Origin of the sequence: Streptomyces sp. NPDC051218 (assembly GCF_044455475.1) — a bacterium.
In the GTDB taxonomy this organism is placed as follows: Bacteria; Actinomycetota; Actinomycetes; order Streptomycetales; family Streptomycetaceae; genus Streptomyces.
Genome location: NZ_JBITEU010000001.1, coordinates 783018 through 807781, shown reverse-complemented (window position 1 = coordinate 807781; position 24764 = coordinate 783018). Strand labels below are relative to the sequence as shown.

The window sequence follows — 24764 nt, the reverse complement described above, 5'->3', positions numbered from 1 at the left end:
CCACACCCGACGCCCGCAGCCGTGCCCCGCCAGGGGCGCGAGGAACGGCGCGAGGACGGACCACAATCCGCACCCGCCGGACGGACGGGCGGAAGGGCAGACGCGCTTCTCACGCGGAGGGAGCCGCCCGCGCCCCGCAAGGGCCGAGGGGAACGGTCGTGCCCCGCCAGGGGCGCGAGGAACGGCGCGAGGACGGACCACGACCGGCACCCGGCCAACGAACGGGCGGAAGGGCAGACGCGCCCCCCCAACCCCGCTCAAGGCCCAGGGGCCAGACTCTCTCGGGGGCCCAGGAACCGCGGATCCGGCTGAAACGCCGCGTCCCACACCGCCTTGCCCGCAGCGAACAGCTCCCTCGCGCCGCCGTAGTACCAGGTCACGTCGTGCTTGGCATCGACCCCGACGCCGTACGACGAGACGCCCGCGGCGCGGCACAGCGCGACGGCCCTGCGTATGTGAAAGCCCTGGCTGATCAGCACCGCGCGGTCGACGCCGAACACCTTCTTGGCGCGCACGCAGGAGTCCCAGGTGTCGAAGCCCGCGTAGTCACTGACGATCCGCCGCCCCGGCACGCCCCGCTCGGTCAGATACGCGCGCATCGCGTTCGGCTCGTCGTAATCCTCGCGGCTGTTGTCCCCGGTGACGAGGACGACCTCTATCCGCCCCGCCTCGTACAACTCGGCCGCCGCGTCCAGGCGGTGCGCGAGATACGGCGACGGCTCGCCGTCCCAGAGCCCGGCGCCGAAGACGACCGCGACCCGCGTGCGCGGCACGTCAGCCGTCGAGTGCAACCGCCCCTCCGCCGTCACGAACAGCCACGTCGCGGGCAGCAGCGCCACCACGCAGCAGGCCATGAAGACCTGCACGGCCCGCCGCTGACCCCGCCGCGTCCGCGGCAACCGCACCCGCGGCCACCCCGGCCGCAGCCACCTCGGCCGATTCCACCCCGGCCATTTCCACCCCGGACCCGTCATGCCGCCCCCGTCCCCCCGCCCCCGATACCGGATCCCCCGATCCGATCACTGCAGCCAACGGTAAACGACCGCACTGACAACGCCGCGGCGTCGCCCGTGAGCCAGGCCGAAAGGGCCCGTCACCGGCGCGCAACGCGACCGAAACGCCGCACGGCCATCCTCGGTCCATGACGCCGTCGAACCCCCTTCGCAGCCGGCCCGGCAGCCGCGCGCCCGCGCTCGTCGTGGTCGCCCACGGCAGCCGTGACCCCCGCGCTCTCGCCACCGTCACGGCGCTCCTCGAACGGGTCCGTGAGCTGCGGCCAGGGCTCACCGTTCGCCTCGGCCACATCGAGCTGAACGAGCCGCTGCTCACCGACACCCTCGCCACCACGGCAGGCCGAGCCGTCCTCGTGCCACTGCTGCTCGGCCGCGGCTACCACGTCAAGCACGACATCCCCGAGGCCGCCGCGAGCGCACCGCACCTCGAAACGCGGCTCGCCGCCCCGCTCGGCCCGCACCCCCTGCTCGTCGACGCACTGCACGACCGGCTCGCCGAAGCGGGCTGGCCGGAGAGGCTCGGCCGGGCGGCACGGCGCACCAGCGGCGTGATCCTCGCCGCGGCCGGCTCCCGCGACCCGGACTCCGCCACGGACACCCGCCGCGCGGCGGACCTCCTCGCCCAGCGGCTCGGCGTGCCGGTGGTCCCCGCGTACGCGTCGCCGACCGCCGCCGCCCCGCTCAGCGTGCCCGCGGCAGTGCGCGCCCTCGCCGCACGTGGCCGCCACCGCACCGCCGTGGCCTCGTACTTCACGGCACCGGGCCGCTTCGCCACGCAGTGCGCCGACGCCGCCCCCTGGATCGCGTCGGGCCCGCTCGGCGACCACCCGGCGATGGCCCACCTCCTCCTGCACCGTTACGACAAGGCCCGCGCGACCACCCCCGCCACACCGGCCACCCCCGTCACGCGCCTTTCACCCCGTCAGCTGGCCTCCGCCTGACGGTCGACGGTCGGCCACCGAGGGGCCCTGGAGCCCTCTTTGTCACTGCTTGCGTCTACTGTCGGTGCATGGAAGGCACTGCACCGAACACGTACGACGACGAGGCGGCCGAGGCGGTCGAGGTGGCTGAGACTGCCCAGGCCGCCTATGACGAGGCCGCCGTCGAGCGATGGGCCACCGAACCGGACAAAAGGCCCGGACGCACCGCCTTCCAGCGGGACCGCGCGCGCGTCCTGCACTCCTCCGCACTGCGCCGCCTCGCGGGAAAGACCCAGGTGGTCACCCCCGGCACGCGCAGCAACGAGGCGTGGGACGCCAGCGCCCGCACCCGCCTGACGCACTCCCTGGAGTGCGCCCAGGTCGGCCGCGAGCTCGGCGCCGCCCTCGGCTGCGACCCCGACCTGGTGGAGACCGCCTGCCTCTCCCACGACATGGGCCACCCGCCCTTCGGGCACAACGGCGAGCAGGCGCTGAACGAAGTCGCGGAGAGCTGCGGCGGTTTCGAGGGCAACGCCCAGTCGCTGCGCCTGCTCACCCGCATCGAACCGAAGCGCTTCGTAAGAAGTGAGCAGACGGACGAACTCGTCAGCGTGGGGCTCAATCTGACCCGCGCCGCCCTGGACGCCGCCACCAAGTACCCCTGGCCGCGCGGCGCCCACCCCGCCGACCCCGAGTCCCCCAAGTTCGGGGTCTACGAAGACGACCGGCCGGTCTTCGACTGGGTCCGCAAGGAGGCCCCCGGCCGCCGCACCTGCTTCGAGGCCCAGGTCATGGACTGGGCGGACGACGTGGCGTACTCGGTGCACGACATCGAGGACGGCCTGCACGCCGGGCACCTCGACCCGAACCTCCTGCACGCCGAGCCCGAGCGCCAGGACATCTTCGCCGTCGCCATCGGCCGGTACGTCCCCGCGGACACCGACCCCGAAGAGCTCTCCGAAGCCCTCGACCGCCTCCTGGAACAGGAGTGGTGGCCGCACGGGTACGACGGCTCGGCCATCGCCCAGGGCCGCCTGAAGGACGCCACCAGCCAGCTCATCGGCCACTTCTGCCTCGCCGCCGAGACCGCCACCCGCCTGCGGTACGGCTCGGGCCCCCTCACCCGGTACGCCGCCGAGCTCGTCGTCCCGCGCGAGGCCCGCCACGAGTGCGCGGTCCTCAAGGCCGTCGCCGACCGCTACGTGATGCAGCGCCCCGCCCAGGAGCGGCTGCGCGCGGACCAGCGGATCGTCGTCGCCGAGCTGGCCGAGGCCCTCACCGCCCGCGCCCCGGACGGGCTCGACCCGCAGTTCCGCGCGCTGTACGACACCGCGCCCGACGACCGCGCGGCGCTGCGCGTGGTCGTCGACCAGATCGCGTCCCTCACGGACGCCGCCGCACGTTCCCTGCACGCACGGCTCACGGCGAGACAGCCCTGACGCGGCCCCTGACGCGGCCCCTGACGCGGCCCCTGACGCGGCCCCTGACGCGGCCCCTGGCGCGGCAGGGCCCCGCCATATAGGGCCCTGACATATGCGGAATGACCCGATCGACCACGGGGCGTGACGAAAACTGGCCGGATCGGGCCGCAACCCCTTCCCCCATCACGCTCCGTGCGGGACGCTCCCCCTGACGGCAAGGCTTTGAGGAGGCATCAAGTGGTCGACGCGGATCAGACGTTCGTCATTGTCGGAGGAGGTCTCGCGGGCGCGAAAGCGGCCGAGACACTCCGGGCCGAGGGTTTCACCGGCCGGGTGATCCTCATCGGCGACGAACGCGACCACCCGTACGAGCGCCCGCCCCTGTCGAAGGGATACCTCCTGGGCAAGGAGGAGCGCGACAGCGTCTTCGTGCACGAACCCGCCTGGTACGCCCAGTCGGACGTGGAGCTGCACCTCGGCCAGACCGTCGTCTCCATCGACCGCACGGCCAAGGCCGTGCACCTCGGAGACCGCGCCGTCATCCACTACGACAAGCTCCTTCTGGCCACGGGCGCGGAGCCGCGCCGTCTCGACGTCCCCGGCACCGGCCTGGTGGGCGTGCACCACCTGCGCCGCCTCGCGCACGCCGACCGGCTGCGTCAGGTTCTCGCCAGTCTCGGCCGCGACAACGGCCACCTGGTGATCGCGGGAGCGGGCTGGATCGGCCTGGAGGTCGCCGCCGCCGCGCGGACGTACGGCGCGGAGGTCACCGTCGTCGAGCCCGAGCCCACCCCGCTGCACGCGGTGCTCGGCCCCGAGATCGGCCAGATGTTCGCCGACCTGCACGCCGAGCACGGCGTGCGCTTCCACTTCGGCGCCACGCTCACCGAGATCGCGGGGGAGGACGGCCTGGTCCTCGCCGCCCGCACGGACGACGGCGAGGAGCACCCGGCGCACGACGTGCTCGCCGCGATCGGCGCGGCCCCGCGCACCGCGCTCGCCGAGGCGGCCGGTCTGGAGATCGCCGAGCGCGCGCACGGCGGCGGCGTCGTGGTGGACGCCGCCCTGCGGACCTCGGACCCGGACATCTTCGCGGCGGGCGACGTGGCCGCCGTCCAGCACCCGCTCTTCGACACCAGGCTGCGCGTCGAGCACTGGGCGAACGCCCTGAACGGCGGCCCGGCCGCGGCCCGCGCGATGCTCGGCAAGGAGGTGACCTACGACCGCGTGCCCTACTTCTTCTCGGACCAGTACGACGTGGGCCTGGAGTACTCGGGATGGGCGCCCCCGGGGACGTACGACCAGGTGGTGGTGCGAGGCGATGCGGGGAAGCGGGAGTTCGTCGCCTTCTGGCTGAGCGAGGGGCGGATCCTCGCCGGGATGAACGTAAATGTGTGGGACGTCACGGACACCATCCAGAAGCTGATCCGCGCGGGCGCGCGACCGCCCGCCGAGTCCCTCTCCGACCCGTCCGTCCCCCTGGAGTCGCTGCTCGGGTGACGGGGCAGGGCGGGAGTGTCACAGCAGGGCCGTAGTATTCCAACGTGGCAGGCAGGATCAATGACGAGGACGTGAAGGCGGTTCGGGACGCGGTCCCGATCGACGCCGTGGTCTCCGACTACCTCCAGCTGCGGAACGCGGGCGGCGGCAATCTCAAGGGCCTGTGCCCCTTCCACGACGAGAAGTCACCGTCCTTCCAGGTCAGCCCGAGCAAGGGTCTCTTCCACTGCTTCGGCTGCCAGGAAGGCGGCGACACGATCGCCTTCGTGATGAAGATCGACCACCTCACCTTCTCGGAGACGGTCGAGCGCCTCGCCGCCCAGGCGGGCATCACCCTGCGGTACGAGGAGGGTGGGTACAACCCCACGAGCCAGCGCGGCGAGCGCATCCGGCTCGTCGAGGCCCACAAGATCGCCGCGCAGTTCTACGTGGACCAGTTGGAGAGCCCCGAGGCGGAGATCGGCCGAAAGTTCCTGGCCGAGCGCGGCTTCGACCAGGCCGCCGCCGCGCACTTCGGTGTCGGCTACAGCCCGGCGGGCTGGGACCACCTCACCCGCTTCCTGCGCGGCAAGGGCTTCACCGACAAGGAGATCATCCTCTCCGGCATCGCCCAGGAGGGCCGCCGCGGCCCCATCGACCGCTTCCGTGGCCGGCTGATGTGGCCGATCCGCGACATCAGCGGCGAGGTCGTCGGCTTCGGCGCGCGCAAGCTGCGCGACGACGACAACGGCCCCAAGTACCTCAACACGCCTGAGACGCCGATCTACAAGAAGGGCCAGGTCCTCTACGGGGTCGACCTCGCCAAGAAGGAGATCGCCAAGACCTCCCGCGCGGTCGTCGTCGAGGGGTACACCGACGTCATGGCCTGCCACCTCGCCGGTGTCACCACGGCCATCGCGACCTGCGGCACCGCGTTCGGCGGCGACCACATCAAGATCCTGCGCCGCCTGCTGATGGACAACGGCTCGGCGCGGGTGATCTTCACCTTCGACGGTGACGCGGCGGGCCAGAAGGCCGCCCTGCGTGCCTTCGAGGACGACCAGAAGTTCGCCGCCGAGACGTACATCGCCATCGCGCCCGAGGGCATGGACCCCTGCGAACTGCGCCTGGCCAAGGGCGACTCGGCGGTCTCCGACCTCGTCGAACCGCGCACGCCGCTCTTCGAGTTCGCGCTGCGCCAGATCGTCGGGCGGTACGACCTGGAGACCCCCGCCGGTCGCGCCGCCGCACTGGACGAGGCGGCGCCGGTCGTGGCCCGCATCAAGAACAGCGGCGCGCAGCACGAGGTGGCCGTCCAGCTCGCCGGGATGCTCGGCATCCTGGACACCCAGTTCGTGGTCAAGCGCGTGGCCCAGCTGGCGCGTTGGGCCCGCGACCGGGGTGGCAGGGGCCCGGCGCCGCAACAGCAGCGCACGCAGCAGCACCAGCAGTACGCGGCCTCCGCGCCCGCCGGGCCCTCCGGCCCGGCGCTCACCCTCCGCAGCCCCGCCCACCGCACCGAGCGCGAGCTGCTCAAACTGGCCCTGCAACGCCCGGAGCTGGTCTCCCCGGCCTTCGACGCGTACGGCGTGGACGAGTTCACCGCGCCTCCGTACGCGGCGGTGCGCCAGTGCGTGGAAGAGGCCGGCGGCGCCGAGGCGGGCATCCCCGAGCCGCAGACCTACCTCGCCCGCGTCCTGGACGCGGCACCGAACGACACGGTCCGCGCCATGGTCACCGAGCTGGCCGTCGAGGCGATCCTGCGCAAGCAGGTCGACGAGATCTACGCGGGTATCCAGCTCGTCCAGGTCCGGCTGCGCGCGGTCGACCGCCGCATCCGCGACGTCACGGGCAGCCTGACCCGCCTGAGCGCCCAGGGAGACGCCGCGCAACTGGCGGCGGTCCAGAACGAGTTGTGGGTCCTCCAGCAGTACGCACAAGCACTGCGAGAGCGCGGCGCCGACGCACTCTGAGCTCCCGCTCGGGGCAGTGCCGGCCCCGCCCGAGGTTCAGAAGGCGCCCAATTGGTTACCCGGCGGGTAACCGCTCGGTCACGCACCGGACTCAGAAAGTCACCGCACGCCCCTCGTGGCGGCCGTGTGTCGTGCCCCACACTGGGTTGCGGTGCCTGAGTCCTCGGAGCGCGGCCGGCCCGCAGACAGCGGATGCGGATCCGGTATCCCCGCGATTCCACACATCGTGTTCGGGACGGACAGCGGCGAGGCCGTCGAAGCCGATCCCGCCGTACCGCTGCCGCACGCCTCAGCCGCGATCATCATGGAGGTCGCCCCCGTGCAGACCCAGACCCTCACCCAGACCGAGACCGCCGCCCTCGCCGCGGAAGCGGAAACGGAAGCGGAGGCGGCGGATACGGACGTCATCGCGGCCGTACCGTCCCAGAACCGCGCCGCTGGGCACCCGGAGGCGGGCCAGGAAAACTCCGAAGCGGAAGCCGCCCCGGAGCCGCGGGAGGCGCTCGAACCCGACAGTGGAGAGCTGCTGCCCTTGCCGCCCGCGCCCCGCAGCCGCGCCGACACCGGCGGGCCCTCGTCCGACCTGTTCCGTCAGTATCTGCGTGAGATCGGCCGGATCCCCCTGCTCACGGCGGCCGATGAAGTGGAGCTCGCGCGCGGGGTCGAGGCCGGTCTGTTCGCCGAGGAGAAGCTGCGCCTCGCCACCGACCTCGACTCGCAACTCGCCCTCGACCTGGACAAGTTGGTCGTCGTGGGCCGGATGGCCAAGCGCCGCCTGATCGAGGCCAACCTCCGCCTGGTCGTCTCCGTCGCCAAACGGTATGTCGGGCGCGGACTGACCATGCTCGACCTCGTCCAGGAGGGAAACCTGGGCCTGATCAGGGCAGTGGAGAAGTTCGACTACGCACGCGGCTACAAGTTCTCCACGTACGCGACCTGGTGGATCCGCCAGGCGATGTCGCGGGCCCTCGCCGACCAGGCCCGCACCATCCGCGTCCCCGTGCACGTCGTGGAGCTCATCAACCGCGTCGTCCGCGTCCAGCGCCGCATGCTCCAGGAGCGGGGCTACGAACCGACCCCCGAAGAGGTCGCGGCCCACCTCGACCTGCCGCACGAGCGGGTCAGCGAGGTCCTGCGCCTGGCCCAGGAACCGGTGTCGCTGCACGCGCCCGTGGGCGAGGAGGACGACGTCGCGCTCGGCGACCTCATCGAGGACGGCGACGCGACGAGCCCCGTCGAGTCGGCGGCCTTCCTCCTGCTGCGCGAACACCTGGAGGCGGTGCTCTCCACGCTCGGCGAGCGCGAACGCAAGGTCGTCCAGCTGCGCTACGGCCTCGCGGACGGCAGGCCCCGCACCCTGGAGGAGATAGGCCGGATCTTCGGCGTGACACGCGAACGTATCCGCCAGATCGAGTCCAAGACCCTCAACAAGCTGCGGGACCACGCCTTCGCGGACCAGCTCAGGGGCTATCTCGACTAGCCCCGTAAAGGGAGCTAGTCGACCTCGGCCACCGCCTGCGCGAACTGAGCCGCGTACAGACGCGCGTACGCGCCCTCGGCGGCCAGCAGCGCGTCATGCGTGCCCTGTTCGACGATCGACCCGTTCTCCATCACCAGGATGGTGTCCGCGTCGCGGATCGTGGAGAGCCGGTGCGCGATGACGAACGACGTCCGGCCATGCGCGAGCCGCGCCATCGCCTTCTGGATGAGCACCTCGGTCCGGGTGTCGACCGAGCTGGTCGCCTCGTCGAGGACGAGTATCACCGGGTCGGACAGGAACGCGCGCGCGATGGTGATGAGCTGCTTCTCGCCCGCGCTCACACCCGTGCCCTCGTCGTCGATCACCGTGTCGTACCCGTCGGGCAGCGTGCGGCAGAAGCGGTCGGCGTGGGCCGCCCGCGCCGCCTCCTCGATCTCCTCGCGGGTCACGTCCTTGGCCGCCCCGTACGCGATGTTCTCCGCGATGGTGCCGCCGAACAGCCAGGTGTCCTGGAGCACCATGCCGATGCCGGACCGCAGTTCGTCGCGTGACATCTTCGCGATGTCGACCCCGTCGAGCGTGATGCGCCCGCCGGTGACCTCGTAGAACCGCATGAGGAGATTGACCAGGGTGGTCTTGCCGGCGCCGGTGGGCCCGACGATCGCCACCGTGTGGCCGGGGTCGACCTTCAGGGACAGGTCCTCGATGAGCGGCTTGTCCTTCTCGTAGCGGAAGGACACCTCCTCCATCTCGACCCGGCCGCGCAGATGGTCGGGACGCAGCCCCGGCACCGGGTCGGCCTCCTGCTCCTCCGCGTCGAGCAGCTCGAAGATCCGCTCGGCGGACGCGACACCGGACTGCACCAGGTTCGCCATCGACGCGACCTGCGTGAGCGGCATCGAGAACTGGCGCGAGTACTGGATGAAGGCCTGCACGTCACCGATCGAGAGCGCGCCGGACGCGACCCTGAGGCCACCGACCACGGCCACGAGCACGTAGTTGAGGTTTGACATGAAGAACATCAGCGGCTGCATGGCCCCGCTGTTGAACTGCGCCTTGAACCCCGCCTCGTACAGCGCGTCGTTCTGCTCGGCGAACGCCTTCGCCGACTCCTCCTGGCGCCCGAAGACCTTCACCAGGTTGTGCCCGGTGTACATCTCCTCGATGTGCGCGTTGAGCTTGCCGGTGGACTTCCACTGCTGCACGAACTGCGGTTGCGACCGCTTGCCGACCTTCGTCGCCACGAAGAACGACAGCGGCACGGTCACCAGCGCCACCAGGGCCAGCAGCGGCGAGACGTAGAACATCATGATCAGTACGCCGACGATGGTGAGCAGCGAGTTCACCAGCTGGCCCATGGTCTGCTGGAGGGTCTGGCCGATGTTGTCGAGGTCGTTCGTCGCCCGGCTGAGCACCTCACCGCGCTGCCGCTTGTCGAAGTACGACAGCGGGAGCCGCGACAGCTTCTCCTGCACGTCGCCGCGCATCTTGAACACGGTCCTGTTGATGGCGCGGTTGGAGAGCCGTGTCGCCACCGCCATCAGCAGACCCGCGATCAGGAAGGCCCCGAGAGCGAGCAGCAGCACCTCTCCCACCGCGCCGAAGTCGATGCCCTCGCCCGGCGTGAAGTCGACGCCGGTCAGCATGTCCGCCATGCCGCTGTCGCCCTTGTCGCGCAGGCTCTCGATGGCCTGGTCCTTGGTGACGCCGCTCGGCATGTCACGCCCGACGATGCCCGCGAAGAGCAGGTCGGTCGCCTTGCCGAGGATCTTCGGGCCGAGCACGGTGAGCGCCACGCTGAAGACTCCGGCGGCGATCATCCCGTACATCGTGGCGCGTTCGGGCCTGAACTGCGCGAGGAGCCGCTTGCCCGACCCCTTGAAATCCATCGACCGGGAGTCCGGCCCCATCATCTGTCCGCCCGGACCGGCCATTACGCGGCCTCCGCTTCCGTCAGCTGGGAGAGCACGATCTCCCGGTAGGTCTCATTGCTCTCCATCAGCTCGTGATGGCGTCCCGTCCCCACGACCCGCCCCTCGTCGAGGACGATGATGCGGTCGGCGTCCCTGATCGTCGACACGCGCTGGGCGACGATCACGACGGTCGCCTCGGCGGTCTCGCGGCCGAGCGCGGCGCGCAGGGCGGCGTCGGTCGCGTAGTCGAGGGCCGAGAAGGAGTCGTCGAAGAGATAGATCTCGGGGCGCTGTACGAGCGTCCGCGCGATCGCGAGGCGCTGGCGCTGACCGCCGGAGACGTTCGTTCCGCCCTGCGAGATGGGTGCGTCAAGGCCCTCCTCCAGGCTCTCGACGAAGCCCTTGGCCTGGGCGACCTCAAGGGCGTGCCAGAGGTCCTCGTCCGTCGCGTCCGGATTGCCGTAGCGGAGGTTGGTGGCGACCGTGCCGGCGAAGAGGTACGGCTTCTGCGGCACCAGGCCCACCGTCCGCGCGAGCAGCGCGGGCTCGATGGTGTGCACGGGCACGCCGTCCACCAGGACCTCGCCCTCGGTGGTGTCGATGAGCCGCGGCACGAGGCTGAGCAGCGTCGACTTGCCGCTGCCGGTCGAGCCGATCACGGCGGTCGTCTCACCGGGGCGCGCGACGAGCTCGACGGCCTTCAGGACGGGCTCCTCGGCGCCGGGGTAGCGGAAGCCCGCGTCGCGGATCTCCAGGTGGCCGTGGCGCCGCAGCTCGATCACGGGGGAGGCCGGGGGCACCACGCTGCTCTCGGTGTCCAGGACCTCCTCGATGCGCTCGGCGCAGACCTCGGCGCGCGGCACCATCATGAACATGAAGGTGGCCATCATCACGGACATCACGATCTGCATCAGATACGCGAGGAACGCGGTGAGCGCCCCGATCTGCATGCCACCGCTGTCGATGCGGTGCGCGCCGAACCACACCACGGCGATCGACGAGATGTTCACGACGGTCATGACGATCGGGAACATCAGCGCGAGCAGCTTGCCGGTGCCGAGCGACACCTCGGTCAGCTCGGCGTTGGCCTTCCGGAAACGGTCCTTCTCGTACGCGTCGCGGACGAAGGCGCGGATGACGCGGTTGCCGGTGATCTGCTCGCGCAGCACGCGGTTCACGGTGTCCAGGCGCACCTGCATGGTGCGGAAGAGGGGCCGCAGCCGCTTCACGATGAGGCTCACGCAGATCGCGAGGACGGGCACGACCGCGATCAGGACGCCCGAGAGCGGTACGTCGAGGCCGAGGGCCATGATGATGCCGCCGACGCACATGATCGGCGCCGACACCATCAGCGTGAACGACATCAGGACCAGCATCTGCACCTGCTGGACGTCGTTCGTGGTCCGGGTGATCAGCGACGGCGCGCCGAAGTGTCCCAACTCCCGGGCCGAGAACGACTGCACGCGGTCGAAGACGGCCGCCCGCACGTCGCGGCCGAGCGCGGACGCGGTGCGGGCGCCGTAGTAGACGGCCCCCACGTTGCAGACCACCTGGGCGACGGTGACGGCGATCATGATGCCGCCGAACGACAGGATGTAACCCGTATCGCCCTTCACGACACCTTCGTCGATGATGTCGGCGTTGAGGGTCGGCAGATAGAGCGAGGCGCAGGTCTGCAGGAACTGCAGGAGCACCAACAGGGCGATGGGCTTCTTGTACGGACCCAGGTGGGCCCGAAGGAGTCGTATGAGCACGGGGTCTCTCGAGAGGGGGTTCTGGCGAGGGCGCCTCAATACTCCGATACCGCACCCGGGGCTGCGCAACCGATTAAGCCATGACCCGGTAAAAAGATTGGCCGGGTCAAGAACTAGGTATGCTCCCGCGGGTCTTTTGTGGCTGGGCGCGCAGTTCCCCGCGCCCCTTACGGGGCGCTGTCCAGCGCCCCGGGATGTGCCTGCTCCCGCACGGTCCGATACTGCTGGCGTACCGCCTGGCCCACGGCCAGTTCCTCGCCCGGCTCGAAGGTCTGCGCGGATGCCCCCTGCCAGTACGGCAGTTGACCGTTCAGGGCCCAGGCGGCCTGTCGCGCCGCGCCGATCGCCGCGTAGTCCGCGGGCTGCGGCACCACGACCTGCGTGCCGAACAGCATCGGCGCCGCGGCCTGCACCGCCGGCAGCTCGGCCGCCGCACCGAGCAGGAAGACCCGGCGCACCTCCACGCCGCGGCCCCGCAGCACGTCGAGCGCGTCCCCGAGCCCGCACAGCATGCCCTCGAAGGCCGCCCGCGCCAGATGCTCGGGCCGCATCGACTCACGCCGAAGCCCGGTCAGGGTGCCCGCCGCGTGCGGCAGATTCGGCGTCTTCTCGCCCTCCAGATACGGCAGGAGTACGAGCCCGTGCGCACCCGGCGTCGACTTCATGGCCAGGTCGGAGAGCCCTTCGAGGTCGGAGACCCCCAGCATCTCGGCCGCGCCGCGCAGCACCCGCACGGCGTTCAGCGTGTGCACCACCGGCAGATGCATGCCGGTCGCGTCCGCGAGCGAGGTGATCGTCCCGCTCGGGTCGACCAGGGCCTCGTGGTGCACGGCCATCACGGACCCCGAAGCCCCCAAGGAGACCACCGCGTCGCCCTGTTGGACCCCGAGCCCGAACGCCGCCGCCATCGTCTCGCCGGTCCCGGCGGAGATCAGCAGCCCTTCGGGGGTCGTCCCGGCCGCCTCGGCGGGACCGATCACCTCGGGCAGCATCGCCTGGTGGCCGAGCGCGAGCTCGACGAGATCGGGACGGTACGAACCTGTCGCCGCCGACCAGTAACCGGTCCCGGAGGCGCCGCCCCGGTCACTCGTGCGCCGCGCGGGCCGGCCGAGGAGCTGCCACACCAGCCAGTCGTGCGCCTGCATGAGGGAGGCCACGCGCCGGGCGGACTCCGGCTCGGTCTTCGCCAGCCAGCGCAGCTTCGTCACGGGGTGCGCCGCCTGCGGGACGCATCCGACGGCCTGTGCCCAGGCCTCGCGGCTGCCGAGCCCGTCGATCAGGTCGGCGGCGGCGACCTGCGCCCGCCGGTCGTTGCCGACGAGCGCGGGCCGCACCGTGTTGCCGTGCTGATCCAAGGGGACGACCGCGTTCTGCTGCGCGGAGACGCCGATGGCCTGCACGCCTTCGAGCAGCCCGCCGCCCGCCGCCTCGCCGAGCGAGAGCAGCCAGGCCTGCGGATCCACGTCCGACGGACGGCCCGCGCCATCGGGGCCCTCCGTCGGATGCGGGGCATAGCCCTGCTTGAGTACGGCACCCGTGTCCGCGTCACAGACCACGATGCGCGTGAAATCGGGCGAACTGTCCAACCCTGCGACTATCCCCATGCCAGGAATTCTGCCGCACCGCGCGACGTGACCCGTACCTCAGCTCCCAGGGGCCGTTCCCGTCACGTGTTGCTGGTGCCCCAGTCGTCCTCGCCACTGCCCGGCCCGCGCTCGCGCAGCGACCGCACCCGGTCGGCCACCGAGTCCGGGACCCGGTCCCCGACCTTCTCGGACACGGAGTGGAAGGCCTTGCCCGCCACGTCGCGTCCCTGCTGTGTCGCGGACTCCACGGTGTTGCGCACGGCCGGGTTCTGCGCGAACTCGCGAGCGGCCTTCTTCAGCTTCTCGTAGCGCTCGCGGCCTGCCCGGGTACCGAGCACGTACCCGAGAGCCACCCCCGCTACGAATGTGAGCCGGTAGCGCATGGCTGCCACCCTTCCCTTGCGTCGGCGTCGAGCGTCTGTCGCTCGTCTGCTGCTCTGCGTCGGCGGTGGGGGATACCGATTGGCGGAGCACCCCCCTGCTTGCGCTAATGTATGTGTCGCAGCGACCGCCCGCCGCCTGGAGAGTTCCCAGGTAGCTGCGTTCGATGCAACGAGACGATCCCCTGTAGCTCAATTGGCAGAGCAGCCGGCTGTTAACCGGCAGGTTACTGGTTCGAGTCCAGTCGGGGGAGCTCGGTCTCCTGTAGCTCAATTGGCAGAGCAGCCGGCTGTTAACCGGCAGGTTACTGGTTCGAGTCCAGTCGGGAGAGCTGTGAGAAGGACCCTTGAGGTTGCCCTCAAGGGTCCTTTTTCGTGCCTGGTGGAACCACGCGGGCAGCACGGAGGTCCTCATGGTCGAGCGATGCCGACCATCCGAAGCAGGAGATCGTATGAGCGGCTATGCTGCGGCAGACGGCGCGCACAAATGTGCGCGACGCGCCGTTAGGGGCGGTAGCTCAGCCGGTTAGAGCAGCGGACTCATAATCCGTCGGCCGTGGGTTCGAGTCCCACCCGCCCCACCACAGCGCTGGGGCGCAGGAACGATTCCACCTGCGTCAACAGTGCAAACCTCCTGGGTGTTCCTTTTCGGGTACCGCACGAGTGATCGGTTGCTGGCCCGCTGCTGGCCCGAAGGGCAAACGATCTAGACATGGAGCGGCCCCGGCGGGGCGTGCCTCCCAGCCGGGGCCTGAAGCGTCGGGGTCAGACGTGGGCCTGGACGATGAGAGTGCCGATGTGCCCAGCCTTCGGCGCCTCGATCACCGTCGACTCGACAGCAGTGAAGCCTGCCCGGAGCAGATGCCGCTCCCACACCGCGGGCTTGTAGCTGTAGCGGTAGGTGAACATGGCTTTCCCCGCGAACCCGCCCTTGTACATGCCCTGCGGTCCGTAGGCGCCCGGGATGGCAGGCGGCTGTGAGAAGACGAAGACGCCACCCGTAGCCAGACGCTCCCGGACGAGGGGGAAGAGCCGGGACGGGTCGGTGAACCAGGCCGCGCCGAAGATGGAGTACACGGCGTCGTACCGGGCCTCGTCGGTGGCGAGCCAGTCGAGGATCTCGCCCTGCTCGATCCGCACGCCGAGCGGCGCCCACCGCTCCCCGGCGAGCTGCACCATGCGCGGCGACAGATCGACCCCGGTGGCCTTGACGCCCTGCTCGGCGAGGTGGGCGAGGGCGCGACCGGTTCCGCAGCCGATCTCCAGCACGGACTCCGGGGTACCCAGCAGCTCGGCGCCCGGTCCGTGGCCGGCGTACTGGGTCCAGCACAGCGACGCTGGCGAGTCTGGATCGAAGGCGGTGGCAGCGTAGGTGTCCCAGAGTTCGGTCTCGGCGGGGATGTCATGGGGTACGGGCACAACGGGATCCTCTGGTCGTCGGAACGCGGGAGCCCCCGCCCTCGGGAGCCGGGAGGGCGGGGGCGACTGTAGCGGGATCAGTGGCTGTCGGGGGCCTTGTTGTCACACGGGGAGCGGTCGGCACCGTCGATGGCCCACAGTTCCTCGTCGATCGCCCAGCCTTGGGACTTGAGGAAATCGCCGGTGCGCAGGCACAGGCCGTCGCTGCGGCGCTCGATGAACGGGGCGTGGTGCTTGTAGGCGCCGTTGTTGTAGAGACGGCACAGGCCCCACCAGACGGGGGTGTCGAGGATGAGCTGGTGGACGCCGATGTCGACGAGTTTGCCGACGCCGAGGTGCACGTCCGGGTTTTCGATGGAGCCCATGACGTACATGACGCCGTTGCCGAGGATCCGCTCGGCCATGTCCCGGACCATGGTGTGGTCGCGCAGGAGCAGCGCGATCTCACGGTCCCAGATGGTCATGCCGGAGTCGAAGATGTTGAGGGTCAGTTCCGTGATGTGTGGAGCGACCGCGTTGAGCAGCTCTTGCGGGTCGCGGGTGCGGGTTGAGGCGGAATGCTCTAACGCTACGGTCACGACTTCCTCCTGTTGTGGACGAGCGCCCCTGCTGGGGCGTCGGGCCCGCCCGCCCCCAGAGCTACGGGGTGCGGGGCGGGCGGGGGATTGACGAGCGGCCCGCGTCGTGGGCTCACGCCATGAGGCGGGCCGCCCCTTCCCTGCCGTGGGCTGTCCGACGAGCCACGGCGAGGGGGTCTAGGGGTGGCGCCGGACGAATGTCGGGCGTTCCGCGCAGGCTTCGTGCACGCGGATCGTGATGCCGCCGGCCGAGATGGAGACCTTGGCGAAGGTCTGGAACTTCTGGCCTTGGGTGATCGGCTCGTCGCAGTGCCCGCAGTAGCGTGTGCCCTCGCTCATCGCCGTGTCTCCTTCAGCGTCTGCCGCAAGGCCTGCCCGCCGGTGCAGCGGGCGGGGTTGTCGTAGCACTGCAGGCAGTTCGCGGTGTGGTCGAGGAGGGCCTTGTGCGCGGCGACGACGAGGCAGGGGCAGCAGGAGCGGGGAAACCAGCGGGCACACGAACCGTGTGCTTCGGTCTCCCGCACGCCGAGATCTACGGCCGTGGCGTTACTCAGGGCGACGGCACACCGGACGACGCGATGCGCCTGCTGACAGCAGCACGGCGCGCGGCCTACACCGGCCCGGGCAAGGAGCAGGCGAAACTTCAACGACTTGCCGACGCCCGCCTGGAGATGAGCGTGTCGCCGCGCAGCGCTCGGAAGATCATCGAACTGGGCTTTGAGGGTGGCTCCATCCGCACATATGCCTCAGCAGACCGATGCTGCTGCACGCGGCAGAGCGCCTCATGTGCGGGGAGACGCATGAGTTGGCGCCGGCGTGCCGGGTAAGGCAGTGCCTTCCCGGGATCTTCCCCACACCTGCAGGCATGGTCCCGTCATGGTGCCCGGCATCCTGGGCTCAGGTAAGTGCTCCCCGCACCCGCGGGAATGTTCCCACGGATTCGGGGCCGCTTCAGCCGCCACTGGATCAGCGGCGGCGGCAGCGTTCGACGGCTTCCTCGTCCAGGGTGATGCCGAGGCCGGGGGCGTCGGTGACGCCGACGAAGCCGTCGCCGTAGATGCGGACCGGGTCGCCGAGCATGAAGTCGCGGCGCTCCACCGTCCAGCCCTCGGGGTCGTAGGGGAACTCGAAATAGGGTGCCGCGCCGACGCCCACCGCCACATGCAGGTTGGCGAGCACGCCGATGCCGTTGGTCCAGCTGTGCGGCGTGAACTGACGGTTGCGCTGCTGGGCCAGTTCGGCGGCGGTGCGCGCGCGGTGCATGCCGATGGCCAGCACGACGTCCATTTGGTAGACGTCCAGCAGGTCCTCGTCGAGGTGGGTCAAGACGTCGTCGAAGGTCTGGAACATCTCGCCGCCGGCGATCCGCACCTCCGTGCCGGAGCGCAGCTGCCGCAGGCCGGACCGGTCGCTGTACGGCAGGGGTTCCTCGACCCAGGTGACGCCGAGCTCCGCGAGCCGAGCCACGGTGCGGCGCACCGTCTTCGCGTCGAGCGCCGGTTCCACGTCGCCCGCCATGCGCCACGACTGGTTGAGGTCGACCATGATGGCGAAATCGTCGCCCAGCGCCTCACGCACGCCGCGGACCGACTCGACGCCCTTTTCGATGCCGTCCCGGGCGATCCGGATCTTCATCGCGCGAAAGCCCTCGGCGCGGGCCGCCAGCGCCGATTCGACGCGCGCCTGCGGCGACTTCAGCTCTCCGGTCGACATATAGGCGGGCATGCGTGTGGCGGTGTTGCCGAAGAGCGTCGCGACGGGCAGGCCGGTGACCTTGCCCATGAGGTCCCACAGCGCGGCCTCCAGCGGCCAGAAGCGCCCGGCGTGGAAATTGATCGTCTCGATCGTCCGGATATGGCGCATGATCTGCAGCGGGTCGGTGCCGACGAACAGATGCCTGAAGGCGTCGAAGCCGTCCATGGTGTCGCCGGAGCCGATGCCGGTGACTCCCTCGTCCGTCTCCACCCGCACGATCGTCGCGTCGAAATGGCGCCGGGGCTCGGGGTCCCAGGCCGCGTGGAAGGGCGGGTCGAGGTCGAGGCGGAGTCGGTCGAGGCGGATGTCTGTGATCTTCATGCGTGTTGCTCCGGAGTGTCGCGGGGGAGGCAGGAGAGGCGGGGGAGACAGGAGGGGCGGGGCAGGCGCGGGGCGGCGTTCGGGGCCGTCACCACAGGCCTTCGTGCTTGAGCCAGCGCTCGGCCACGTCATCGGGGTCGAGGCCCTCGATGTCCACCTGGGCGTTGAGCGCCCGCATGGTGGGTGTGTCGAGCTTCTGCGCGAGGGGCGCCATGATGCGGGCGAGTTCGGGACGCTCCTTGGCCGTCTTCTCCATCATCGTGAGAGCGCCCTGGTAGTGGGGCAGGAACCGTTCGTCGTCCTTGAGGAGGGTGAGCCCGAGGCCGCTGACCCGCCCGTCGGTGGCGAAGACCTCACCGACGTTGCAGCTCCTGCCCTTGTCGGTCTCGTGGTAGATGACGCCCCCGTCGAGCGTCTTGATGTGGGACTTCGGCAGGTTGATGCCGTAGGTGTCGAGCAGGCCGGGCAGACCGTCGTCGCGTGAGGCGAACTCGCTCTCGACGCAGACGGTCGCCTGCGCGGGGTCGCGGCGCGCGAGCCGCGCGAGGTCCGAGACGGTCGCGAGCCGGTGCTCCTTCGCGAATTCCGACCGGACGGCCAGGGCATAGGAGTTGTCGAGTCCCGCGGGGTCGAACCAGGCGATGCCGTTCTTCGCCGCGTCCTCATCGCGGACGGCGGCGAACTGCTCGCCGGGGTCCCGGATGGGTTCGGTGTGGTGCTGGTAGGAGATCCAGGCCGTGCCGGTGTACTCCCAGTACATCGACATGTCGCCTGATTCCATGGCCGTCCGGATGTTGGCCGAGCCGCTGATGCTCTTCACCTGGGCGTCGGCGCCGTTTCTCTGGAGCAGCAGGGCGGTCAGGTTCGCGAGGATGTCCTGCTCGGTGAAGTCCTTGGCGCCGATGACGTAGGACTCACCGTTCAGCGGTCCGTCGCGTCTGGCGGAACCGCCGATGCAGGCGGTGGCAAGCAGCACCGGCACAAGGGCGAGGATCAGCGGGATGCGGGGCTTCATGGCTCTCTCCGTGGTCGCTGGAGCTGGCGGGTGCGCTCACACGCCCCTGGGGCGCAGCAGGTGTTCGAGCAGCCCGGCCAGCCAGTCGAGGCCGAGGGCGATGACAGCCGTCAGGACGGCTCCGGTCACCAGGACCGGGGTGCGGGTGGTCTTGATGCCGACGACGATCACGTCCCCCAGGCCGCCCGCGTTGACGAAGGTGGCGACCGTGGTGACGCCGACGCAGATCACGAGGGTGCTGCGCACCCCGGCGAGCAGTACGGGGACCGCCAGCGGGAGTTCGACCCGGGCCAGCACCTGTCGCGGGCGCAGTCCCATGCCGGCGGCGGCTTCCACCAGCGTCGCGTCGACCTGCTGGATGCCGACGATCGTGTTGCGCAGGACCGGGAGTACGGCGCTGATGACGAGGGCGGCGATGGCGATGCCGCGTCCGACTTCGAACACCATGGCCAGGATGACCAGGATGCCGAGCGCGGGGGCCGCCTGGCCGATGTTGGCGAGGGCGAGCGCTCCGGGTGTCAGCCACCGCATGCCGCGCCGGGTGAGGAGGACGCCGAGGGGGATGGCGATGGCGACGACGACGAGGGTCGCGATCGCGGTGATCTCCAGGTGCTGCACGGCGGCCGTGACGATGGCGTCGCCGGTCAGGACGCGGGCCTCGATGCTGTCCAGGTCGGCGGCTGCCAGCCACCCGTACAGCGCGAGCACCACGGCGGCGAGGAACAGGGGGGTCGCGAGGTGGCCGCGCCGCCACCTCGGGCGGTCCTGCGGCGGGTTGTCGGCGGCGGGAGCGGCGCCGGGGGCGGTCCCGAGCGTGTCAGATGCCATCGGCGCTCCTCTTCCAGAGGGAGCAGACGTGGTCGAAGTCGAGGGTTCCCATGTCCTGGCCGTCGGCGCTCCGCACCCGTACGCGGGAGTGGCCGGAGCGCAGCATGAGGTCGACGACGTCGCGGGCGCTCGTGGTCTCGACCGTCGTCGGCGCTTCGTCGTCCACCGTGTCGTTCACAGCGCCGTCCGCCGCGCGTGCACGGTCCGGGCCCAGCAGGCGTACGGCCTCTCCGGCGGTCGTGAGACCGAGGTGGCGGATCGCGGCGGCCGAGCCGACGAAACTCGCGACGTAGTCGTTCGCGGGGGCGGCGAGGATGCGCTCCGGGGTGTCGAACTGCTCGATCACCGAACGCTCGCCGAGGACGGCGATGCGGTCTCCGAGGCGTACGGCCTCGTCGAAGTCGTGGGTGACGAAGATGATGGTCTTGCCGAGCTCCTTGTGCAGCTTCAGGAACTCGCTCTGCAGATTCTCGCGCGTGATGGGGTCGGTCGCCCCGAACGGCTCGTCCATGAGCATCACGGGCGGGTCAGCGGCCAACGCCCTTGCCACTCCCACGCGTTGCTGCTGACCGCCGGAGAGCCTGCGGGGATGGCGCCCGCGGAAGCGGGACGGGTCGAGGCCGACGAGTTCGAGCAGCTCGTCCGCGCGGCGCCGGGCCGCCGGCTTGGACCAGCCGATCAGTTCCGGTACGAGCGTGATGTTCTCGCGCACGGTCAAGTGGGGGAACAGGCCGATCTGCTGGATGACGTAGCCGATGCCGCGGCGCAGTTCGTGCGGGTCGAGAGTGGCGACATCCGTGCCGTCGATCAGCACCTGGCCGCCCGTGGGCTCGATCAACCGGTTGATCATCTTCATGGTGGTGGTCTTGCCGCAGCCGGACGGGCCGAGGAACATCACCATCTCGCCGGGGGCGATGTCCATCGACACGTGGTCGACAGCGGGCACCGGCTGGCCGGGGTACTGCTTGGTCAGCTCCACCAGGCGAATTCCGGCGCCGCCCGTGGACGAGGCGGCGGGGGCCGTCTCCCGTGTCCGCTCGGCGGACCGGACGGCGCGGCTTGTGGTGAGGCTTGTGGAGAGGGTGGTTCTAGACACGGAGCCCCCTAGGCGTGATGAGACGGTGGATCAGGACGAATGCCGCGTCGAACGAGAGCGCGAGGACGACGACGCCGAGCGTTCCGGCGCAGGCCTTGTTCAGGGCGTTGGCGGCGCCGAGCCGGGACAGCCCGGTGAGGATGTCGTTGCCGAGGCCCGGCCCCGCGACGTAGGCGGCGATGGTCGCGACGGCGAAGAGCATCTGGGCCGAGACGCGGATGCCGGCGGCGATCACCGGCCAGGCCATGGGCAGCAGGATGCCCCGCATTGCCGCTGCACGGGAGAGGCCCATCCCGGTGGCCGCCTCGCGCACGGCGTCGTCGATGCCGCGCAGTCCGGCGATCGCGTTGCGGACGATCGGCAGCAGTGAGTACAGGACGAGCGCGATGATCGTCGGTGTCCAGCCGAGTCCCACGAGGGGGATCAGCAGGGCGAGCAACGCCAGGGACGGGATCGTCAGGAGCGTGCCCGACGTCGCGAGGGCGAGTGCGGACCACCGCGGGTTGTCCCAGGTCAGTACGGCGACCCCGACCCCGACGACGGTGGCGACGGCCAGCGCGATCACCACGACGAGCAGGTGCTGCAGAGCGGCGTTGGCGAGGTCGATCCGCTCATAGGAGAGGTATTCCCAGAATCCCAACGGCTTCTCCGCTTCCTCGTGCGCGTGTGTCGATCCCGCACGCTAAGCAGTTGTTAACCTCAGCGCAATTGAAGTTGTTCGTATCGCAACACGGAGAGGGTGGTGGCCGTATGAAGACGTCCTCGACGGGCATGGGTCTGCAACGGGATCTCGAACTCCTGGAGGTCCTGGCATCGGCGACGGCGCGCGGCACGGCCGGCAGTCTGGGCGTCACGCGGGTCGCGGAGCTGGCCGGGCGCGAGAAGTCGCAGGTCTCGCGAGCGTTGCAGGCGCTCGCCAGGGAGGGACTCGTGGAGCGGGACGCGGACACGCGCGGCTACCGCGTCGGATGGCGGCTGTTCGCCCTGGCCGCCCAGACGATGGAGTCACGGCTCGTCGCACTGGCCATGCCCCACCTACGGGCCGTCGTGGCGAAGGTCCAGGAGACGACGGCACTGTGCGTCCTGCGCGGCGACCAGGTACTGACGGTGGCCGGCGAATCCGCCGCCCACGCCTTCCGGGGGGTCGGCTGGGAAGGCGTCAGTGTCCCGGTCGCCGCGACGTCGGCCGGACGGGTCCTGGTCTCGGAGTGGGAGGAGCCGGCGATCCGCCACCTCTTCCCGCCGCAGGCCATCGCCCGCCCCGGAGCGCGCTCCGTGATCACCACCACGGACGAACTCCTGGCCGAGCTCAGCACCATCCGGAGCCAGGGCTACGCGACCGTCGACGAGGAGTTCGAGTACGGCGTGGTCGGGTGCTCGGCTCCCGTCCGCGACCCGCACGGCCGCATCATCGCGGCCGTCAACATCATCGCGCCCAAGGCCCGGCTCGGAGACCGTCTGGACATGGCGGGCCGCTTCGTGGCCGGCGCCGCGTCCGCGCTGGGGGACCGCCTGTGCGCTCCGGAAGAGCCGGTTCAGTGAGCGGGATCAGGCAGCCCGCCGTGCAAGGCCGAAGCGCGGCATGAGCTTCAGCCGCGCGATCCGGGGCAGCAGGGGCACATGAAGATATTGATCGTTCTGGTGGTCATCGGCCTAGCCGCAGCTTGGTACATGCAGTCACGGAAGCGCCGGTGAGCACGCGGGCCGGGGACACGGCAGCCGCTCCGGTGGCCGTGCATCCGTCGAAGGGCACCGGCGGGCGGCGCGTGACGGTCCGTGGGCAGATCGTCGGCCTCGCGCATTCGGACGCGGACGTGGTCGAGTTCCTGCGGGCGGCCGGGCTGCCGGACGCCGAGGGCCTCCTGGACGATCCCGCCTGGGTGAAATGGCGCGGCGGCGGCGCGCACGAGTACGAAGCGGCGTAGGTGTGCGAACGGACCCGGGTCTAGAGCGGGGCCTGCCAGGTGGTGGTCGTGCCCGACCCGACGCCGTCCGTCGTGCCGTCGTCGTAGACCGTCAGACGTACGCCCGACCGGCCGTCCGGCAGCGTCGCCCGCGCGTCCACCGCCACCTCGATGCGGGTGACGTCGGGGCGGCGGGACGTGGTGGCCAGGGCGCGGCGCAGCGCGGCCAGGAGATGGCCCGCCGCGGGCTCCGTGACGCGGGCGTCGACGGCGCCGGTGAAGTGCACCGAGGGCTGCACACCGACCACGGCCGCCGCGCCCGCCGTCTCACGGAGCACCTTGCCGCGGAACGTGGTCGGGGCGTCGGCCGGGGGCTGCTGGAGCGCGAAGATCGCCGTACGGACCTCCTGGATGGTGGACTCCAGCTCGTCCACGGCCTGGTCCAGGGTGGACTCCACCTGCGGCGAGTGGTCCCTGCTCCGGGTCGACTCCAGCATCATGCCGGTGGCGAAGAGCCGCTGGACGACGAGGTCGTGCAGGTCGCGGGCGATGCGGTCGCGGTCCTCGAACACGGCGAGGCGCTGCCTGCTCTGCTGGGCGTCCGCCAGGACGAGGGCCAGCGCGGCCTGTGAGGCGAACTGCGTGGCGAGAAGACGCTCCACGGAGGTGTACGCGCGCTCGCCCCTGCGGCGGGGCAGCGCGAGCGTCCCGATGAGCCGTCCGCCCGCCTGCAACGGCAGCATCATGCTGGGCCCGAAGTTGGTCCGCACATGCGTCGTCATCCGGGGGTCGGTCGCGGAGTCTTCGATGAACACCGGCTCGCCCCCGAGCAGTTGACCGAGGACGTCGCTGCCGGGCTCGATCGTCGTGCCGATGAGGTCGTTCTGGAGGGCGTGCGGGTGCGCATCGGAATCGCTCGGGGGAGTGATGCCGTCCTCCTCCTCCGTCGCCGCCGCGACGATCCGCATGCCGCCCTGGTCCGTGGGCTGCAGGATCACCCCCGCCGATGCGCTCGCGAGGATGCGGGCCTGCTCGGCGACCGTCATCAGGGCGTCGGCCGCCGGTTCGCCGGTGAGCAGGGCCGTGGTGACCGCCGCCGCGCCGTCGATCCACCGCTCGCGCTGGCGTGCCGCCTCGTACAGGCGGGCGTTGCCGATCGCGATGCCCGCCTGGCTCGCGAGGACGCGGAGCAGTTGCAGGTCCTCGTCGGTGAAGCGGCCCTCGCGCTTCTCGGTGAGGTAGAGATTGCCGAACGCCTCGTCGTGGACGTGCACCGGCACGCCCAGGAAGCTGTGCATCTCCGGGTGCCCCGGCGGTACGCCGCACGAGCGCGGGTCCGCCGTCAGGTCGTCGAGGAGGAGCGGCTTCGGTTCGCGGATCAGGGTGCCGAGGAGGCCCGAGCGGCCGTCGGGCAGGGCGCCGATGCGCTCCCGCTCGGCTTCGGTCAGGCCCGCGGTGAACAGGTCGGTCAGTCCGCCGTGGCCGGGGTCGATGACGCCGAGCGCGCCGTACCGTGCGCCGCCCAGCTCGGTCGCGCTGTCCACGATGTGCTGGAGCGTGGTGTGCAGTTCGAGGTCCGAGCCGACGCCGAGCACCGCGTCCAGGAGGGGGACGAGGGGGAGGGGCAGGTCGTCGCCGCTCATCGCGCGGCGCCGTTCCGGTCCCGGCCGGCCCGCCCGCCGCCGCGCGCCTTCTTGACCAGGCTCAGCAACGAGACCACCATCCACGCACCCTCCAGAAGCAGAAAACCCCACTGCCTTTCATGGAGAGCATCGCCCGCCGTGAGGCCCGAACCGACGAAGTTCAGCCAGAGATAGAGCCAGGTGTCCGTGCCGAGCCTGCCCGCCTGGGCGAGGACGAAGGCGAGCAGGATCAGCGCGGAGCCGACCAGCTGCACGGTCATCGACATACGGGCGCTCTTCCGCGGGG

General features: G+C 70.7%; 22 protein-coding genes and 3 tRNA genes. 10 read left to right on the top strand and 15 right to left on the bottom strand.

Annotated elements, in window-relative coordinates; translation table 11 throughout:
* Positions 1 to 257: 257 nt before the first annotated feature.
* Positions 258 to 974, bottom strand: a complete 717-nt coding sequence (locus ACIBCK_RS03720; RefSeq protein ID WP_399386421.1) for a vancomycin high temperature exclusion protein — start codon at positions 972 to 974, stop codon at positions 258 to 260.
* Between the two features lie 167 nt (positions 975 to 1141).
* Between ACIBCK_RS03720 and ACIBCK_RS03715 the strand changes: the two genes are divergently transcribed.
* From ACIBCK_RS03715 to ACIBCK_RS03695, 5 genes are all read left to right on the top strand, one after another.
* Positions 1142 to 1954, top strand: coding sequence for a sirohydrochlorin chelatase (locus ACIBCK_RS03715; RefSeq protein ID WP_399386420.1), 813 nt, complete (start codon positions 1142 to 1144; stop codon positions 1952 to 1954).
* Positions 1955 to 2022: 68 nt separating this feature from the next.
* Positions 2023 to 3372, top strand: coding sequence for a deoxyguanosinetriphosphate triphosphohydrolase (locus ACIBCK_RS03710; RefSeq protein ID WP_399386419.1), 1350 nt, complete (start codon positions 2023 to 2025; stop codon positions 3370 to 3372).
* A gap of 219 nt (positions 3373 to 3591) precedes the next feature.
* Positions 3592 to 4854 carry an NAD(P)/FAD-dependent oxidoreductase gene (locus ACIBCK_RS03705; RefSeq protein WP_399386418.1) on the top strand — a complete coding sequence of 421 codons (1263 nt, stop codon included), beginning with the start codon at positions 3592 to 3594 and terminating at the stop codon, positions 4852 to 4854.
* A 44-nt stretch (positions 4855 to 4898) separates the two neighbouring features.
* Positions 4899 to 6806: a DNA primase gene (gene dnaG, locus ACIBCK_RS03700; protein ID WP_399386417.1), complete on the top strand. Its 1908-nt coding sequence runs from the start codon at positions 4899 to 4901 to the stop codon at positions 6804 to 6806.
* Between the two features lie 151 nt (positions 6807 to 6957).
* On the top strand, positions 6958 to 8286 hold the full coding sequence (locus ACIBCK_RS03695) for an RNA polymerase sigma factor (RefSeq protein ID WP_399386416.1): 1329 nt from the start codon (positions 6958 to 6960) through the stop codon (positions 8284 to 8286).
* A gap of 14 nt (positions 8287 to 8300) precedes the next feature.
* On the opposite strand, the gene ACIBCK_RS03690 is transcribed toward ACIBCK_RS03695, so the two are convergent.
* From ACIBCK_RS03690 to ACIBCK_RS03675, 4 genes are all read right to left on the bottom strand, one after another.
* Positions 8301 to 10220 (bottom strand): ABC transporter ATP-binding protein, encoded by a 1920-nt coding sequence (locus tag ACIBCK_RS03690; RefSeq protein WP_399386415.1) that lies wholly within the window; start codon positions 10218 to 10220, stop codon positions 8301 to 8303.
* A complete protein-coding gene (locus tag ACIBCK_RS03685; protein WP_399386414.1) occupies positions 10220 to 11953 on the bottom strand; it encodes an ABC transporter ATP-binding protein in 1734 nt (577 codons plus the stop codon). Before ACIBCK_RS03685 ends, ACIBCK_RS03690 begins: the two co-directional genes overlap by 1 nt.
* Before the next feature lie 167 nt (positions 11954 to 12120).
* Positions 12121 to 13557 (bottom strand): FGGY-family carbohydrate kinase, encoded by a 1437-nt coding sequence (locus ACIBCK_RS03680; RefSeq protein WP_399386413.1) that lies wholly within the window; start codon positions 13555 to 13557, stop codon positions 12121 to 12123.
* Positions 13558 to 13619: 62 nt separating this feature from the next.
* Complete coding sequence (locus ACIBCK_RS03675) at positions 13620 to 13922, bottom strand: YtxH domain-containing protein (RefSeq protein ID WP_367041633.1); 303 nt, start codon at positions 13920 to 13922, stop codon at positions 13620 to 13622.
* 178 nt (positions 13923 to 14100) lie between these two features.
* On the opposite strand from ACIBCK_RS03675, the gene ACIBCK_RS03670 reads away from it, so the two are divergent.
* From ACIBCK_RS03670 to ACIBCK_RS03660, 3 genes are all read left to right on the top strand, one after another.
* A tRNA-Asn gene (locus tag ACIBCK_RS03670) sits at positions 14101 to 14173 on the top strand.
* 5 nt (positions 14174 to 14178) lie between these two features.
* Positions 14179 to 14251: transfer RNA gene (locus ACIBCK_RS03665), tRNA-Asn, on the top strand.
* A 175-nt stretch (positions 14252 to 14426) separates the two neighbouring features.
* Positions 14427 to 14503, top strand: a tRNA-Ile gene (locus ACIBCK_RS03660).
* A 181-nt stretch (positions 14504 to 14684) separates the two neighbouring features.
* On the opposite strand, the gene ACIBCK_RS03655 is transcribed toward ACIBCK_RS03660, so the two are convergent.
* The 8 genes from ACIBCK_RS03655 to ACIBCK_RS03620 form a co-directional block, all read right to left on the bottom strand.
* Positions 14685 to 15338 (bottom strand): class I SAM-dependent methyltransferase, encoded by a 654-nt coding sequence (locus tag ACIBCK_RS03655; protein WP_399386412.1) that lies wholly within the window; start codon positions 15336 to 15338, stop codon positions 14685 to 14687.
* A 77-nt stretch (positions 15339 to 15415) separates the two neighbouring features.
* Entirely contained in the window at positions 15416 to 15916 is a 501-nt protein-coding gene (locus tag ACIBCK_RS03650; protein ID WP_399386411.1) for a hypothetical protein, read from the bottom strand.
* A gap of 177 nt (positions 15917 to 16093) precedes the next feature.
* Positions 16094 to 16255 (bottom strand): hypothetical protein, encoded by a 162-nt coding sequence (locus tag ACIBCK_RS03645; RefSeq protein WP_399386410.1) that lies wholly within the window; start codon positions 16253 to 16255, stop codon positions 16094 to 16096.
* A 627-nt stretch (positions 16256 to 16882) separates the two neighbouring features.
* Complete coding sequence (locus ACIBCK_RS03640) at positions 16883 to 17992, bottom strand: mandelate racemase/muconate lactonizing enzyme family protein (protein ID WP_399386409.1); 1110 nt, start codon at positions 17990 to 17992, stop codon at positions 16883 to 16885.
* A gap of 88 nt (positions 17993 to 18080) precedes the next feature.
* Positions 18081 to 19007 carry a glycine betaine ABC transporter substrate-binding protein gene (locus ACIBCK_RS03635; RefSeq protein WP_399386408.1) on the bottom strand — a complete coding sequence of 309 codons (927 nt, stop codon included), beginning with the start codon at positions 19005 to 19007 and terminating at the stop codon, positions 18081 to 18083.
* Positions 19008 to 19043: 36 nt separating this feature from the next.
* Positions 19044 to 19835: an ABC transporter permease gene (locus ACIBCK_RS03630; RefSeq protein WP_399386407.1), complete on the bottom strand. Its 792-nt coding sequence runs from the start codon at positions 19833 to 19835 to the stop codon at positions 19044 to 19046.
* Complete coding sequence (locus ACIBCK_RS03625) at positions 19825 to 20823, bottom strand: ABC transporter ATP-binding protein (RefSeq protein WP_399387233.1); 999 nt, start codon at positions 20821 to 20823, stop codon at positions 19825 to 19827. The genes ACIBCK_RS03630 and ACIBCK_RS03625 overlap by 11 nt, the downstream gene beginning before the upstream one ends.
* A gap of 100 nt (positions 20824 to 20923) precedes the next feature.
* Positions 20924 to 21571, bottom strand: coding sequence for an ABC transporter permease (locus ACIBCK_RS03620; RefSeq protein ID WP_399386406.1), 648 nt, complete (start codon positions 21569 to 21571; stop codon positions 20924 to 20926).
* Positions 21572 to 21681: 110 nt separating this feature from the next.
* Between ACIBCK_RS03620 and ACIBCK_RS03615 the strand changes: the two genes are divergently transcribed.
* Together ACIBCK_RS03615 and ACIBCK_RS03610 are read left to right on the top strand one after the other, a co-directional pair.
* A complete protein-coding gene (locus ACIBCK_RS03615) occupies positions 21682 to 22473 on the top strand; it encodes an IclR family transcriptional regulator (protein ID WP_399386405.1) in 792 nt (263 codons plus the stop codon).
* 149 nt (positions 22474 to 22622) lie between these two features.
* A complete protein-coding gene (locus ACIBCK_RS03610; protein WP_399386404.1) occupies positions 22623 to 22856 on the top strand; it encodes a hypothetical protein in 234 nt (77 codons plus the stop codon).
* Between the two features lie 20 nt (positions 22857 to 22876).
* On the opposite strand, the gene ACIBCK_RS03605 is transcribed toward ACIBCK_RS03610, so the two are convergent.
* Positions 22877 to 24478, bottom strand: coding sequence for a GAF domain-containing protein (locus ACIBCK_RS03605; protein ID WP_399386403.1), 1602 nt, complete (start codon positions 24476 to 24478; stop codon positions 22877 to 22879).
* A complete protein-coding gene (locus tag ACIBCK_RS03600) occupies positions 24475 to 24744 on the bottom strand; it encodes a hypothetical protein (protein ID WP_399386402.1) in 270 nt (89 codons plus the stop codon). Before ACIBCK_RS03600 ends, ACIBCK_RS03605 begins: the two co-directional genes overlap by 4 nt.
* Positions 24745 to 24764 lie beyond the last annotated feature (20 nt).